General features: G+C 70.0%; 18 protein-coding genes. 11 read left to right on the top strand and 7 right to left on the bottom strand.

All coding sequences use genetic code 11. The features are described 5' to 3' along the window. Window positions 1-36: 36 nt before the first annotated feature. Complete coding sequence (locus ACWEN0_RS24675) at window positions 37-426, bottom strand: hypothetical protein (RefSeq protein ID WP_451977808.1); 390 nt, start codon at window positions 424-426, stop codon at window positions 37-39. A 468-nt stretch (window positions 427-894) separates the two neighbouring features. Between ACWEN0_RS24675 and ACWEN0_RS24680 the strand changes: the two genes are divergently transcribed. Next, entirely contained in the window at window positions 895-1,623 is a 729-nt protein-coding gene (locus tag ACWEN0_RS24680; RefSeq protein ID WP_451977811.1) for a chitinase, read from the top strand. Window positions 1,624-1,680: 57 nt separating this feature from the next. On the opposite strand, the gene ACWEN0_RS24685 is transcribed toward ACWEN0_RS24680, so the two are convergent. Beyond that, on the bottom strand, window positions 1,681-2,178 hold the full coding sequence (locus ACWEN0_RS24685) for a MarR family winged helix-turn-helix transcriptional regulator (protein ID WP_451977814.1): 498 nt from the start codon (window positions 2,176-2,178) through the stop codon (window positions 1,681-1,683). A gap of 81 nt (window positions 2,179-2,259) precedes the next feature. Here ACWEN0_RS24685 and ACWEN0_RS24690 point away from each other — a divergent pair, with 81 nt between their 5' ends. Then, on the top strand, window positions 2,260-2,733 hold the full coding sequence (locus ACWEN0_RS24690; protein WP_451977817.1) for a cupin domain-containing protein: 474 nt from the start codon (window positions 2,260-2,262) through the stop codon (window positions 2,731-2,733). Here the strand turns inward: ACWEN0_RS24690 and ACWEN0_RS24695 are convergent. After that, on the bottom strand, window positions 2,730-3,536 hold the full coding sequence (locus ACWEN0_RS24695) for an exodeoxyribonuclease III (RefSeq protein ID WP_451977820.1): 807 nt from the start codon (window positions 3,534-3,536) through the stop codon (window positions 2,730-2,732). The genes ACWEN0_RS24690 and ACWEN0_RS24695 overlap by 4 nt on opposite strands. A 63-nt stretch (window positions 3,537-3,599) precedes the next feature. On the opposite strand from ACWEN0_RS24695, the gene ACWEN0_RS24700 reads away from it, so the two are divergent. The 3 genes from ACWEN0_RS24700 to ACWEN0_RS24710 all read left to right on the top strand — a co-directional run bounded on the left by ACWEN0_RS24700 (window position 3,600) and on the right by ACWEN0_RS24710 (window position 5,971). Beyond that, window positions 3,600-4,358 carry an MBL fold metallo-hydrolase gene (locus tag ACWEN0_RS24700; RefSeq protein ID WP_451977823.1) on the top strand — a complete coding sequence of 253 codons (759 nt, stop codon included), beginning with the start codon at window positions 3,600-3,602 and terminating at the stop codon, window positions 4,356-4,358. A gap of 409 nt (window positions 4,359-4,767) precedes the next feature. Further along, window positions 4,768-5,343 (top strand): TetR/AcrR family transcriptional regulator, encoded by a 576-nt coding sequence (locus ACWEN0_RS24705; protein ID WP_451977826.1) that lies wholly within the window; start codon window positions 4,768-4,770, stop codon window positions 5,341-5,343. Window positions 5,344-5,422: 79 nt separating this feature from the next. Continuing rightward, window positions 5,423-5,971 (top strand): permease, encoded by a 549-nt coding sequence (locus ACWEN0_RS24710; protein ID WP_451977829.1) that lies wholly within the window; start codon window positions 5,423-5,425, stop codon window positions 5,969-5,971. A gap of 6 nt (window positions 5,972-5,977) precedes the next feature. Here ACWEN0_RS24710 and ACWEN0_RS24715 read toward each other — a convergent pair whose 3' ends face one another. After that, window positions 5,978-6,274, bottom strand: a complete 297-nt coding sequence (locus tag ACWEN0_RS24715; protein WP_451978171.1) for an SH3 domain-containing protein — start codon at window positions 6,272-6,274, stop codon at window positions 5,978-5,980. 194 nt (window positions 6,275-6,468) lie between these two features. Beyond that, a complete protein-coding gene (locus tag ACWEN0_RS24720; protein WP_451977832.1) occupies window positions 6,469-7,692 on the bottom strand; it encodes an NADP-dependent isocitrate dehydrogenase in 1,224 nt (407 codons plus the stop codon). A gap of 256 nt (window positions 7,693-7,948) precedes the next feature. Here ACWEN0_RS24720 and ACWEN0_RS24725 point away from each other — a divergent pair, with 256 nt between their 5' ends. The 4 genes from ACWEN0_RS24725 to ACWEN0_RS24740 are packed head-to-tail and all read left to right on the top strand — an operon-like array spanning window position 7,949 to window position 10,165. Further along, on the top strand, window positions 7,949-8,458 hold the full coding sequence (locus ACWEN0_RS24725) for a hypothetical protein (RefSeq protein ID WP_451977835.1): 510 nt from the start codon (window positions 7,949-7,951) through the stop codon (window positions 8,456-8,458). Between the two features lie 25 nt (window positions 8,459-8,483). Next, window positions 8,484-8,864, top strand: a complete 381-nt coding sequence (locus tag ACWEN0_RS24730; RefSeq protein ID WP_451977838.1) for a DUF2203 domain-containing protein — start codon at window positions 8,484-8,486, stop codon at window positions 8,862-8,864. A gap of 9 nt (window positions 8,865-8,873) precedes the next feature. After that, window positions 8,874-9,491 (top strand): class I SAM-dependent methyltransferase, encoded by a 618-nt coding sequence (locus ACWEN0_RS24735; RefSeq protein ID WP_451977841.1) that lies wholly within the window; start codon window positions 8,874-8,876, stop codon window positions 9,489-9,491. Continuing rightward, window positions 9,488-10,165 carry a hypothetical protein gene (locus ACWEN0_RS24740; RefSeq protein WP_451977844.1) on the top strand — a complete coding sequence of 226 codons (678 nt, stop codon included), beginning with the start codon at window positions 9,488-9,490 and terminating at the stop codon, window positions 10,163-10,165. The genes ACWEN0_RS24735 and ACWEN0_RS24740 overlap by 4 nt, the downstream gene beginning before the upstream one ends. A gap of 84 nt (window positions 10,166-10,249) precedes the next feature. Here ACWEN0_RS24740 and ACWEN0_RS24745 read toward each other — a convergent pair whose 3' ends face one another. Next, on the bottom strand, window positions 10,250-10,663 hold the full coding sequence (locus tag ACWEN0_RS24745) for a DUF2000 family protein (protein ID WP_451977847.1): 414 nt from the start codon (window positions 10,661-10,663) through the stop codon (window positions 10,250-10,252). A 49-nt stretch (window positions 10,664-10,712) separates the two neighbouring features. Here ACWEN0_RS24745 and ACWEN0_RS24750 point away from each other — a divergent pair, with 49 nt between their 5' ends. Both ACWEN0_RS24750 and ACWEN0_RS24755 read left to right on the top strand, forming a co-directional pair. Next, a complete protein-coding gene (locus tag ACWEN0_RS24750; RefSeq protein ID WP_451977850.1) occupies window positions 10,713-11,489 on the top strand; it encodes an AraC family transcriptional regulator in 777 nt (258 codons plus the stop codon). A gap of 48 nt (window positions 11,490-11,537) precedes the next feature. Beyond that, window positions 11,538-12,119, top strand: a complete 582-nt coding sequence (locus tag ACWEN0_RS24755; protein ID WP_451977852.1) for an HhH-GPD-type base excision DNA repair protein — start codon at window positions 11,538-11,540, stop codon at window positions 12,117-12,119. A gap of 18 nt (window positions 12,120-12,137) precedes the next feature. Here the strand turns inward: ACWEN0_RS24755 and ACWEN0_RS24760 are convergent, their stop codons facing one another. After that, window positions 12,138-12,770 carry a spermidine synthase gene (locus ACWEN0_RS24760; protein WP_451977854.1) on the bottom strand — a complete coding sequence of 211 codons (633 nt, stop codon included), beginning with the start codon at window positions 12,768-12,770 and terminating at the stop codon, window positions 12,138-12,140.

Raw genomic sequence — 12,770 nt, forward strand, 5'->3', positions numbered from 1 at the left:
CGCCTCCAGCCGGGTACTCCCTGCGGAGAGGCTGGGTCAGGCGTGCGGGCGCTGGGTGAACAGCGGGCGGGTCGGCGTCGCGTCGGGGTCGGCCAGGACCGCCTCGGCCATTGCCGTGACCGGGCCTCGGACCTCCGGGGCCGCCACCCTCGGGTCGACCGGTGGTGCGGCCGGGGCTTGCGCCGCCGTCGCCGCGGCTTCGCGGGTCTTGCGGCGCTGGCGCAGCACTCCCAGCGTCATGCCGACGATGCCGAGCGCGACCGCGACCAGCCCGACCGGGCCGAGCACGCCGAAGGCTTCCGCGTTGGTGTCGGCCTGCACGGTCGTCGCGTCGGCGAACGCGCTGCCGGCGCCGGCCAGGAGCAGCCCGGCCGGGGCGAGCGCGACGACGGCGGCCGCGCGGAATCCGCGCAGCGTGGACCGCATCAGGAGTTGACCTGGGTTGCGCACCGGAGTGCCTCCCGCGAGTGACGAGCGCAGTGTCTTCACCCAAAGTCTCACCCATACGAGTGAGACGCTGCGTGCTACTGGTCAAAAAACTACCGAGTGTGTCAAGGCCCGGAGGTCCCTGTCGACTCGGTGGCCGAGGGTATCGCCCAACCGAGAACACGATCCGGGCACCCCCGCGGTTCACTTCGCCACCCGAGTGGGTGTTGCGGAAGGCGGAACGCTCATACTCAAAGTAGAGAGTGGCCGATCCTTGTCCGGTCGTTCATCACCCGTTCAACCCAATCGGCTCTCACCCTCTGCCATTTGCCGCAGTGCCCACTGCTCCGATCGCGCCCTCTTATTCGGAAAACTTTTCACACGATAGTGATTGGTCTATACCTCTTGGAGTAGCCCATTCGGCTCGGTCGGACCGCGCACGACCGGCGTGATCAAGAGGAGTCCCGAATGTCTATCCCCCGGTTCCTGAAGCGCGCCGGAGTGGCGGTGAGCGCGCTCGCCGCCGCGGCCGCGGCCATCGTCCTGCCCGGCACGACCGCGTCCGCCGCCGCCGACGCCTCGTTCGTCGTCAGCGAGGCCCAGTTCAACCAGATCTTCCCGGGCCGCAACAGCTTCTACACCTACAGCGGCCTCACCGACGCCCTGTCCGCGTACCCCGCCTTCGCGAACACCGGCGACGACACCGTGAAGAAGCAGGAAGCCGCCGCGTTCCTCGCGAACGTCGACCACGAAACCGGCGGGCTGGTCTACATCGTCGAGCAGAACACCGCGAACTACCCGCACTACTGCGACGCGAGCCAGTCCTACGGCTGCCCGGCCGGCCAGGCTGCCTACTACGGCCGTGGCCCGATCCAGCTGAGCTGGAACTTCAACTACAAGGCCGCGGGCGACAACCTCGGCATCGACCTGCTCAACAACCCTTACCTCGTCGAACAGGACGCGGCCGTCGCGTGGAAGACCGGCCTCTGGTACTGGAACACGCAGACCGGCCCGGGCACGATGACCCCGCACGACGCGATGGTGAACCAGCGCGGCTTCGGCGAGACCATCCGCAGCATCAACGGCTCGATCGAGTGCAACGGCGGCAACCCCGCCCAGGTCCAGAGCCGGATCGACAAGTACACCCAGATCACCGGGATCCTCGGCGTCCCGACGGGCGACAACCTTTCCTGCTGAGCCGGGCGCGGCGAGAAGGGCCTTCCCGGGTTCGCCCGGGGAGGCCCTTCTTCGCGCTCAAGGCGTGTCGAACGCGGCGAGGAGCTTGCGCAGGACGTCGTCGAGCAGGGTGATTTCCTTACCCCCCAAGGAAGACAACAGCTCGGTGACGTTCGCCGTGTGCTCGGTCATCGCGGCGTCGACGGCCTCGAAACCCTTGTCGGTCAACCGGATCCGGAAGCTGCGCCGGTCGTTCGGGTCGAGCGCGCGCTCGACGAACCCGGCCTTCTCCAGCCGGTCGAGGCGGCTGGTCATGCCGGCGCGGGACATCATCAGCGTCGCGGACAGCTCGGACGGGATCAGCGTGTACGGCGACCCCGACCGGCGGAGCGCGGCCAGGACGTCGAACTCCCCGCGTTGCAGGCCGAACTTGCCGAACACGCGCTCCTGGGCCGGCCCGAGCACGAGGCTCAGCCGCCCGAGCCGGCCGGCCACACCGATGGCGGTCAGGTCAAGGTCGGGGCGTTCGCGTTGCCAGGCCGACACGACGGCGTCGACGGCGTCTTCGTCACTCACCGGCCCAGCTTATTCGATGCCAGCACTATTCGTCGCCTGATAGTTTGACAGCGAACTATCAGGCGTGGAATTATCTTGGGCATGACGACATTGCTGGTACGGCACGACGAAGCCGAGACGCTCGGCTCGACCCCCGACACCATGACCTTGCTCGCGGACGTGTCCCACACCGGCGGGCACCTGAGCGCGAGCCGCGCGTCACTGGGCCGCGGGCGCGACGGCGCGACGCCGCACTTCCACACGTCCTCGGCGGAGATGTTCTTCGTGCTGGACGGCGAACTGGAAGTGCTGAACGGCGAAGGGATCGTGACGGTGCGCGCGGGCGACATGCTGTTCGTGCCGCCGCACAACAACCACGCGTTCGGGGCGACGTCGAGATCCGGCGCCGACGTGCTGATCGTGTTCACGCCCGGCGTCGAGCGCTTCGAGTACTTCCGGATGATCGACCGGATCCGGCGGGGCGAGGCGTCGCCGGCGGAGATCCTGGCGTCGCAGGACCGGTTCGACAACCACTTCGTGGACAGCGAGGTGTGGCGCGCCGCCCGCGCGGCCTAGATGTCGTAGGTGGCGGTGACCGGCGCGTGGTCGGACCACCGCCGGTCGTAGGAGTCGGCGCGCTCGACCACGACCTCGACGACCTTCTCGGCCAGGCCGGGCGTCGCGAGCTGGCAGTCGATGCGCCAGCCGGAGTCGTTGTCGAAGGCCTGGCCGCGGTAGGACCACCAGGTGTAGGGGCCGGGGCCTTCGGGGTCGAGGCGGCGCTGGACGTCCGTGTAGCCGGCTTCGGCGTAGACGCGGCCGAGCCAGGCGCGTTCCTCGGGGAGGAAGCCGGAGTTCTTGCGGTTGCCGCGCCAGTTCTTGAGGTCGATGGTGTCGTAGGCGATGTTCCAGTCCCCCACGACGACGACTTCGCGCCCGGCCGCGGCGGCCTTCGCCCGGAGTTCGACGAGGTAGGGCAGGAACGCGGCCATGAAGCGCTCCTTTTCGTCCTGGCGTTCGGTGCCGACGTCCCCGCTGGGCAGGTAGAGGCTCGCGACGACGACGTTCGGCAGGTGCACTTCGAGGTACCGGCCGCTGTCTTCGAACTCGGGCTCGCCGAAGCCGACGCGGACTTCCTCGGGCTCGACCCGGCTGTAGACGGCGACGCCGTTGCGCCCCTTGGCGGCGGAGGGCGCGTGCACCGCGAACCACCCCTCGGGCTCGACGACGTCCGCGGGAAGCTGCTCCGCCGTGGCGCGCACTTCCTGGCAGCAGACGACATCCGCCTTCGTGGCCGCGAGCCATTCGACGAAGCCCTTCTTGGCGGCGGCGCGGAGGCCGTTGACGTTCACGGTGGAGACGGTCAGCACGTCCTGCACGCTACCCGGCGAGGCGTCGCGCGTTGACCCGGGTGGCAGGCCCCGCCGTGCCAGACTGCCGCCATGGACGAGAGTCGGCTGACCGTGCTCGGGAGTTGCGGTGCGTGGCCGGAGCCCGGGCGGGCGTGCGCCGGATTCCTGTTGTCGCACAACGGCTTCCGCGTCGTCCTCGACCTCGGGTACGGCGCCGCCTCGCGGCTGTTCGCGCACAGCCGCGACCGGCTGCCGGACGCCGTCGTGGTGACGCACGAGCACCCGGACCACTGCGCCGACGTGAGCGCGCTCGGGCGGGCTTGGCACTACACGGTCCAGGCCGAGGCAACCGGCGAGCCGCCACGGCTGCCGATGTTCTGCACGCCCGGCACGGTCCATCGCCTCGAGGCGATGGAGCCGCGGCCGCACCCCACGGAACTGTTCGACGTGCACGACATCGCCACACCGGCCGACCTCGGCCCGTTCCGCATGACGGCGTTCTCGTTGCCGCACTACGTGCCGAACTTCGGCGTGCGCCTCACCGCACCCGGGCTCACGGTGGTCTACACCGGCGACACGGGCACCTCACCGGCCCTGGCCGACCTCGGCCGCGACGCGGACCTGGTCATCTGCGACGCCACCCTCCGCACCCCACCGGCGGAGGGGGAGCCTCGCTTCTTGATGACCGCGACCGAGGCCGGCGAGTGGGCCGCACGCGCCGGAGCACGCCGGTTGCTGTTGACCCACTTCTGGCCGGGGACCGACCGCGCCGCGGCCGCCGCGGAAGCCGCCGCCGAGTTCGGCGGGGAGGTGCTGGTTGCCGAGGAGGACCTCACGGTCGAACTCTGACGCGCGCGGAGGACATCATGGTCGACCTCATGACGCGCGCGAGGACCTTTCGGTCGACCTCATGACGCACGCGAGGACCTTTCGGTCGATCTCCGAACCGCGCGAGCGAAGTGAATCTCACCCCGCGCTCGGACCCCCGTCCGAGCGCGGTCCCCAGGCTCGATCCCCCGGCAACCAGGATCCACCTGCCCGCGAGACTCCCCCTGGAGACCCCACGGACACAGCCGCACCCCTGCCGCATTCAGTTGTCACCCGTCCCCGGGCGGGCACCTCCTCTTCCGCGGCCCAACGCCGCCGACCTGCGAACTTCCACTGACCAAAGTTCTAGCACCCACCACCGACAAAAACGGCGCCTTGACGACTCAGGCTACGGCAATTAGCTTTAAAGCTATGCATAGTAGCCAAGCAGATGTCACCTAGAGCGGGCCTGACCACCGAAGCGGTGGTCGACCTGGCCCTCACCCTCATCGACGAGGCCGGCCCGGAAACCCTGAGCCTCGCCAAGGTCGCCGAACGCGCCGGGGTTGCCGCGCCGTCGCTCTACAAGCACGTCAAGAACCTCGCCGACCTGCGGCGGCTCGTCGACCTGAGGGTCGTCCAGGAGATGGCTGAAGCACTCCGGGACGCCGCCACCGGAAGGGAAGGGGCGAAAGCCGTCGAGGCCGTGGCCGATGCCTACCGCGACTACCTGCGGCGGCACCCGCACCGCACCCGCGCGCTCGTCACCGCTCCTGACGAAGCCGATGCCGAACTGAGCAAGGCCACCCACGCCGTCGCGGAAGTCGTCTTCGCCGTGCTGCGGCCGTTCGGCTTCGACCACGTCCAGGCCGTGCACGCGACCCGGTGCCTGCGCGCGGCCGTCCAGGGCTTCGCCGGGCTCGAGGCGTCCGGCGGCTTCGGCCGGCCCGAGGACGTCGACCAGAGCTTCGAGGTCCTCAAATCCATGCTCGTCCAAGGTCTCACGAACTACGCGGAGCAACCATGAGTTTCATCCTCGCCGTCCTGCTCTTCACCGTCGTGCTCGGCGTGCTCGACGCCCGTTTCCCCTGGACGGAGGCCCGCAGATGATCGCCGGGCACTTCGGGCTCGCCGCGGCCGTCAAGGCGGGACGGCCGGCCATTCCCGTGTGGACGCTCATGCTCGCCACCGCCTGGCTCGACGTCGTCTTCGTGCCCCTCTACCTGACCGGCGTCGAGACGGTCGATGGCGAGGGCTACGGAGGCGGCGTCATCCACGCCGACTACACGCACTCCCTCGTCGGCGCACTCGTGCTCGCCGCGCTCTTCGGCCTGGTCGCGAGCCACTGGCTCGGTCGCGAAGCCGGGCTCATCTTAAGCGGCGTCGTCTTCTCGCACTGGCTGCTCGACCTCGTCGTCCACCGCGCCGACCTGCCGATCCTGCCCGGCAACGCCGGCGACCTGCCGACGTTCGGCTTCGGGCTCTGGCGGCTGCCCGCTGTCTCGGCCGTCGTCGAACTGCTCCTGCTGGCCGTCGGCATCGGCCTCTACTGGCGCGCCGCCGCGAAACGCGACCCGAAGCGCGCCCGCACGCTCGGCCTGTCGGCCGCGGCGTTCGGTGTCGTGACGCTCGCGGCCGACCTGATCGGGCTCTGAACGCGCTCAGCAGGTGGAGCCGGCGACCGGCTGGGTGAACGCCGCGGCGACCCACTTGTCGTCGGCCACCTTCCGGAAGCCGTTCTGCACGCCCGGCAGCGCGTCGAACTGGGCGTCCCGCAGGTACTTCCCGACGATCTTGGCGTTGCCGTCGGCTGTCTCGCGGGCGTTCAGGACGTCCGCGGTCACGGTCACCTTGCACCCGGTCGCCGAAGCTCCCGAGGCCTGCTTGTCGGTGTTCAACGCGTAGATGACGACGACCGCGATGACCGCACCGATGATGATCAGCGTCTTCTTCGACAACCCGAGCATGACGCCTTCCTCCAACCGCGAATCCCGTCCCGTGCCAAGGGTAGGCAATCCTTTACCCGGACGGACAGCGCCGGACGCAGCAACCACCCGGAGGCGCCAGCGGCGTCACTCCGTGGTGACACGGCGTGAACACGAAGAGGGCCCCTCCCCGGCGGAACCGGGAAGGGGCCCTCTTCGAAAGCGACTCAGCCCTGGGCGATCTTCTTCGCCAGGTTGTCGTCCAGCGTCGCGAGGAACTCCTCGGTCGTCTGCCACGGCTGGTCCTTGCTGATGAGCAGCGCGAGGTCCTTCGTCATCTGGCCGCTCTCGACGGTCTCGACGACGACCTGCTCCAGCTTGTTCGCGAAGCCGATCAGCTCCTGGTTGCCGTCCAGCTTGCCGCGGTGCTCGAGGCCGCGGGTCCAGGCGTAGATCGACGCGATCGGGTTGGTCGACGTCGGCTTGCCCTGCTGGTGCTGGCGGTAGTGCCGGGTGACCGTGCCGTGCGCGGCCTCGGCCTCGACGGTCTTGCCGTCCGGCGTGCGCAGCACCGACGTCATCAGGCCGAGCGAGCCGAAGCCCTGCGCGACCGTGTCGGACTGGACGTCACCGTCGTAGTTCTTGCACGCCCAGACGTAGCCGCCCTCCCACTTCATCGCCGCGGCGACCATGTCGTCGATCAGGCGATGCTCGTAGGTGATGCCCTTGGCGTCGAAGTCGGCCTTGAACTCGTTCTGGAAGATCTCCTCGAACACGTCCTTGAACTGGCCGTCGTAGGCCTTGAGGATGGTGTTCTTGGTGGAGAGGTACACCGGGAGCTCGCGGTCGAGGCCGTACTGCAGCGAGGCGCGCGCGAAGTCCTCGATCGACTTCTTGAAGTTGTACATCCCCATGGCGACGCCGCCGCCCTCGGGGAACTGCGCGACCTGGAACTCCATCGGCTCGGAGCCGTCGTCCGGGGTGTAGCTGACGGTCAGCTTGCCCGGGCCGGGGACCTTGAAGTTGGTGGCGCGGTACTGGTCGCCGTGCGCGTGGCGGCCGATGATGATCGGCTTCGTCCACGTCGGGACCAGGCGCGGGATGTTCTGGATGACGATCGGCTCGCGGAAGATCACGCCGCCGAGGATGTTGCGGATCGTCCCGTTCGGGGACAGCCACATCTTCTTGAGGCCGAACTCCTCGACGCGCGCCTCGTCCGGGGTGATCGTGGCGCACTTGACGCCGACGCCGTGCTGCTTGATGGCGTTGGCGGCGTCGATGGTGACCTGGTCGTCGGTGCGGTCCCGCTCCTCGATACCCAGGTCGTAGTAGTCCAGGTTCACGTCCAGGTACGGGTGGATCAGCTTGTCCTTGATGAACTGCCAGATGATGCGGGTCATCTCATCGCCGTCGAGTTCGACGACGGTGCCCTGGACCTTGATCTTGGCCATGAGCAGCGGTGCTCCTTCCGCGGATCTTCGCGTTCTTCTTTAAGTCTTCGCCGGTAGCGGTACAAGCGTACTGCTTGACGGACCTGGATGGTTCAAGTAGTGGTCGGTATCAAGTCTCCACCCGCGCGTTGTGGCGAGCCTCACGGGGCGGTACCGCCGTTCGCCGGATCCGACCGCTCGCCGAGCGACCGTCGCGCGATGGGGTGAACCAGGGCACGATGCCACCCGTGAACTCATCATGCGGGAGGTGACGGCCTTGTCGACCCATCGGTACGCGGAGTACGAAGACGACTACGAGGACTACGACGACACCACGGACGTGCTGGACGAGCGGCCGCGCCGCGGTGTCGCCCACCTGGTCAGCGCGCTGGGCGGGCTCCTGCTCACACCGGTCGCGCTCGGCCTGCTGAGCTGGGGCGGCCTGCGCCAGCAGCAGCTGATCCAGGCGACGCTGAGCACCAACCGCGACCCGCTGGGCATCGCGCTGCTGGCCGGCGGGGCGATCCTGCTGCTGGTCGTCGCCGCGCTCGGCGCGCTGTCCGCGGTCGGCCCGATCCTGGGCGGGCTGATCTACGGCGTCCTGCCGGGCGTGGCCGCGATGGCCGTCCCGGAGTGGGGCTTCAAGCTGGTGAACCTGATGCCGAAGAGCGACATCGCGTACGGCGTCATGGACTTCCTGTTCATCGGCGGCCTGCTCGGCGTGGGCTTCCTGCTGGTCGGCAGCGGGCTGGCCAACGCGCTGGTGCGGCGGCGCCGAGAGGCCTGAGCGACGCCGGTGGGATCATCGCGCGATGGGTTTGTTCACCGTCGCGGAGGCACGCGACGAACTGGCGCGGCTGCGGCCGGTCCTCGACGAACTGGTCCGCGTCCGGGCCGACGCGGCCGAACTGGCGGCGTCGCTGCGCCCCGGCGGGCGGGCCACGGAGCTGGGCGGGCTGCCCGAGTGGAAGGCCGCGCAGGCCCGGCTCGACGACCTGATGACGACGGTCCAGCACACCGGCGCGGAGCTGAAGGGGTTCGCGCCGCTGCTGGTCGACTTCCCGGCCGAGCTCGACGGCGTCGACGTGCTGCTGTGCTGGCTGGAAGGCGACCCGGAGCTGGGCTGGTACCACCGCACCGACCTGGGGTTCGCGGGCCGCCGTCCCCTGAAATTCGCTGGTGAGCCCCACTAGGTTGGGTCCGTGGACCACGACTCGAGAGCAGCCCTCTTCGACAGCACGGCCGAGCACTACGACGAAGACGAATTTCACGCTTTGGTGGCCGACGCGCTGGTTTCACCACTCCCCTCCTCGCCGGGACTCGTCCTGGATGTCGCCGCGGGGACGGGCTTCGCGGCGTACGCGGCATTGCAGCTGAAGCCGTCGCGCGTGCTGGCTGTCGACTTGTCGCCGGCGATGGTCGAGCGGGCCACGGCGAAGGCGGCTTCGCTCGACCCGGACGGGGTCATCGAGTGGCGGGTCGGGCCGGCGGTGCCGATGCCTTCACCGGACGCGTCGGCCGACGTGGTGCTGTGCGCGTCCTCGCTGCACTTCCTGGGCGCGGTCGCGTTCGCGGACTGGCTGCGCGTGCTTCGGCCGGGTGGGCGGCTGGCGTTTTCGGTGGTTTCGGGGTCGCGGTTCAAGCCGTCCGGCCCGTTCGCCGAGTTCGTGCCGGCGGACCTGTCGTTCCCCCTGGACGAGGCCGGCGCGGGGGCCCTGGCCTCGGCGGCGGGCTTCGTGGAGGTGTCAGCCCGGACGTTCACCGCCGAAGGCGGCGACCGGGTCCGCAGCGTCTTCCTGGTGCACGCCACGGCGCCGTGAGGCTGGACCGGTTCGCCGACGGCCACCTGACGGCGATCACCAGTGTCGGCGGCCGGGTCTCGGTGCTGCTCGAGGCGTACGCGGAGTACCGGCGGGTGCCGGGCGACGTTTCGGTGGTCGAGGTGTTCGAGCTGAGCGCCGATCAGGCCGAGCTGGAAATGGCCGAGCCGCCGGCTGCGGACCACACGATCGAAGAACCTTCATGGTGGGAGGACGGCGGGCGCACGACCGTCGAGTTCTTCGCCCCGCTACGGATCCGGGTCTCCGCCGCCGCCTTCGAGCTGAAGTCGCTGGGAATCGAGCGGCGGACCGTGCTTCCCAAGCCGTCCGCAAATGTTTGCACCCTCGCCATCGCCGAGATCCCGGCACTGGGTCCCGACGTCGTGTGGCGCACCTTGGGCGGCGAGGCGGGGGCGCCCGCCGATCCCGACGGCTGGTTCCTCCAGCGCCGGGACCGGCTGACGTCCTCCACCACCGGCGTCTTCTGCACGACCTCCGCGGACCGCGTCACCTTCGAGCGCCGCGACGCCGACGACGACCTCTGGCGCGCGGTGCAGCTCCTCGGCGGCCACGCGAGCCGCGTGTGGTCCGGGAACTGCGTGTTCCAGCCCACCGACTGGGTCACCTGGTTGACGACAGGCCAGCTACCGCCGGTCGGGCGGCTCAGGCCGTGAAGTGGACCTCGCCGCGGGTGGCCGGGCCGTCCGGGGTGCCGTCCTCCGAGGTGCTTGCGCCGTTCACCACGCTTTCCAGGACGTCTACTTGTGCAGCGAAGCACCCTTGAGGATCTTGTCCACCGCGTTCTTCGGGCCGTGCACCGCCAGCCCGGCCAGGGCGAGCTTCTCCCCCGGCACCGCGCGGACCGTCGCCCGGTTGTCGACGTCGTTGCCCGTGTGGAACAGCTCGTCGGTGAAGATCGAGATGCGCAGGCCGCGGCCCAGCGCGCGGGTGTGCGCCGCCGTGAGAACGTCGCCCGGACCCGAGAAGACCAGCACCGGCTGGCCGAACATCGGCAGGTACTCCGTGTCGTCGGCGTCGCGGTAGGGCTCGCCCATCAGCTCCGGCGTCACGTGGGCGATCCCGCTCACCAGGAACGCGGTGACGTTGAGCCGCTGCCAGGACGCCAAGTCGTCGCGGAGCAGGACGGCGATCTTCGTGTCGAAGGAACTCATGGGCCCAGACTCGCCCGTCGGGGACCCGCGCGTCTTGTACGTTCTTGACATGGCCCACGTGGAAGCTTGGCGGCCGGCGGTCCCGGGGATCGCCGAGGTCTTCCACGCCCGCTTCACCACCCACGCCTACCCGCCGCACACGCACGACACGTGGACGCTGCTGATCGTCGACGACGGCGTCATCCGCTACGACCTCGACCGCCACCACCACGGCGCGCTCGGCCCGGCCGTGACGCTGCTGCCGCCGAACGTCGCGCACGACGGGCGCGCCGCGACCAGCCACGGCTTCCGCAAGCGCGTGCTCTACCTCGAGACGTCGGTGCTGGGCGAGGACCTCGTCGGCGCGGCCGTCGACCGGCCGAGCGTCGCCGACGGGCTGCTGCGCACGCGGATCCACCAGCTGCACGAGTCCCTCGCCCACCCCGGCGACGCGCTGGAGGCCGAAAGCCGGCTGGTGCTGGTCGCCGAGCGGCTGCACACCCACCTGGGCAGGCCGGCCCGCCACGAGCCGAAACGCGGTCTCGCCGACGACCTGCGCGACCTCCTCGACGCGAAGCTGCCCGAAGCGCTGACGCTCGCCGAAGCCGCCGAGACACTCGGAGCGCACCCGGCGTACCTCGTGCGCTCTTTCGGCGCGCGGTTCGGCCTGCCGCCGCACCGCTACCTGACCGGCCGCCGCGTCGACCGCGCCCGCCGGCTGCTGCTCGCCGGGGCACCGGCCGCCGACGTCGCCGCCGTCACCGGGTTCACCGACCAGGCGCACCTGACGCGGCACTTCAAGCGGTACCTGGGCACGACCCCGTCGAGGTACCGGAAAACCCCGTGACGGGCAAGAGCGCACGTAAGAAGAGGTCTCTTGTGTCAAGATGACGACATGCTGCGCGAACTGCACCTGACCGGCGACCCGGCCGCCGACAAGCTGCTCAACGACGACCCGTTCGCCCTGCTCGTCGGCATGCTCCTCGACCAGCAGTACCCGATGGAGCACGCGTTCGCCGGCCCGCGGAAGATCGCCGACCGGATGGACGGGTTCGAGCTGGCGAAGATCGCCGCGACCGACCTCGACACGTTCGTCGAGATGTGCGTGGTCCCGCCGGCGATCCACCGCTACGGCGGTTCGATGGCCCGCCGCGTCCACGCGCTGGCCGAGCACATCATCGAGAACTACGACGGCCGCACGGAGGGCATCTGGCTCGACGGGCGCCCGAAGCCCGACGGCCCGACGGTCCTGAAGCGCCTGCGCGCCCTGCCCGGCTTCGGGGAGCAGAAGGCCAAGATCTTCCTGGCGCTGCTGGGCAAGCAGCGCGGGGTCACGCCCAAGGGCTGGCGTGAGGCAGCGGGCGCGTACGGCGACCGCGGGTCGCGCCGGTCGATCGCCGACGTCACCAGCGCCGAATCCCTTGCCCAGGTCCGGGCGTTCAAGAAGGCCGCCAAGGCCGCCCCGGCGGCGGGCTGACGCACCAGGAAGGCAGGGCTACCGCGTCGCGAACCACAACACGTCCGGTTCGCCGCGGGGGACCTCCACCGGCACCTCGCGGACGTCGGCGAAGTGCTCCCGTAGACGCGCGGCGAACGCCGGGGCCGTGGCCGCGCTCCACACCGCCAGCACGCCGCCCGGGTTCAGCACCTCACGCAATCGCGCCAGGCCGGCGTCGGAGTACAACGCGGTGTTGTTCTCCGTGACCGTCCACTCAGGACCGTTGTCGATGTCCAGGCACAGCGCGTCGTACCGCGCCGAGGTCCCGGCGAGCCACGAGACGAGGTCCGCCTCCACCACCGTGACCCGAGGGTCGGCGAGGGCGTCGCCGTGGACCGTCCGAAGTGGACCCGAGCGGTTCCAGGCGATCACCGCCGGCTCCCGTTCCACCACCACGACCGAAGCCGCGCCGGCGTCGAGGGCCGCGCGCAGCGAATAGCCGACGCCGAGGCCGCCGATCAGCACGCTCGCCCCCGGCGACAGGGCGCCCGTCACCAGGAGGCGCTCGGACTCGCCGTTGCGGGTGTCCATCAGGAACACGCCGTTCTCGATCACTTCGAACGCTTCGCCGTCGCGCCGCAGCACCAGTTCGCCGCCGCGGCCCGCGACCGTCTCCACCACCTCGGCCAC

The sequence above is a fragment of the Amycolatopsis sp. NPDC004378 genome (genome assembly GCF_053602455.1).

Excerpts from the sequence above, each read along its gene's own strand:
- ACWEN0_RS24705 (WP_451977826.1), top strand. The coding sequence starts at position 4,768 with ATGTCACCTAGAGCGGGCCTGACCACCGAAGCGGTGGTCGACCTGGCC.
- ACWEN0_RS24750 (WP_451977850.1), top strand. The coding sequence starts at position 10,713 with ATGGCCCACGTGGAAGCTTGGCGGCCGGCGGTCCCGGGGATCGCCGAG.
- ACWEN0_RS24690 (WP_451977817.1), top strand. The coding sequence starts at position 2,260 with ATGACGACATTGCTGGTACGGCACGACGAAGCCGAGACGCTCGGCTCG.
- ACWEN0_RS24710 (WP_451977829.1), top strand. The coding sequence starts at position 5,423 with ATGATCGCCGGGCACTTCGGGCTCGCCGCGGCCGTCAAGGCGGGACGG.
- ACWEN0_RS24730 (WP_451977838.1), top strand. The coding sequence starts at position 8,484 with ATGGGTTTGTTCACCGTCGCGGAGGCACGCGACGAACTGGCGCGGCTG.
- ACWEN0_RS24720 (WP_451977832.1), bottom strand. The coding sequence starts at position 7,692 with ATGGCCAAGATCAAGGTCCAGGGCACCGTCGTCGAACTCGACGGCGAT.
- ACWEN0_RS24745 (WP_451977847.1), bottom strand. The coding sequence starts at position 10,663 with ATGAGTTCCTTCGACACGAAGATCGCCGTCCTGCTCCGCGACGACTTG.
- ACWEN0_RS24675 (WP_451977808.1), bottom strand. The coding sequence starts at position 426 with ATGCGGTCCACGCTGCGCGGATTCCGCGCGGCCGCCGTCGTCGCGCTC.
- ACWEN0_RS24755 (WP_451977852.1), top strand. The coding sequence starts at position 11,538 with ATGCTGCGCGAACTGCACCTGACCGGCGACCCGGCCGCCGACAAGCTG.
- ACWEN0_RS24700 (WP_451977823.1), top strand. The coding sequence starts at position 3,600 with ATGGACGAGAGTCGGCTGACCGTGCTCGGGAGTTGCGGTGCGTGGCCG.
- ACWEN0_RS24680 (WP_451977811.1), top strand. The coding sequence starts at position 895 with ATGTCTATCCCCCGGTTCCTGAAGCGCGCCGGAGTGGCGGTGAGCGCG.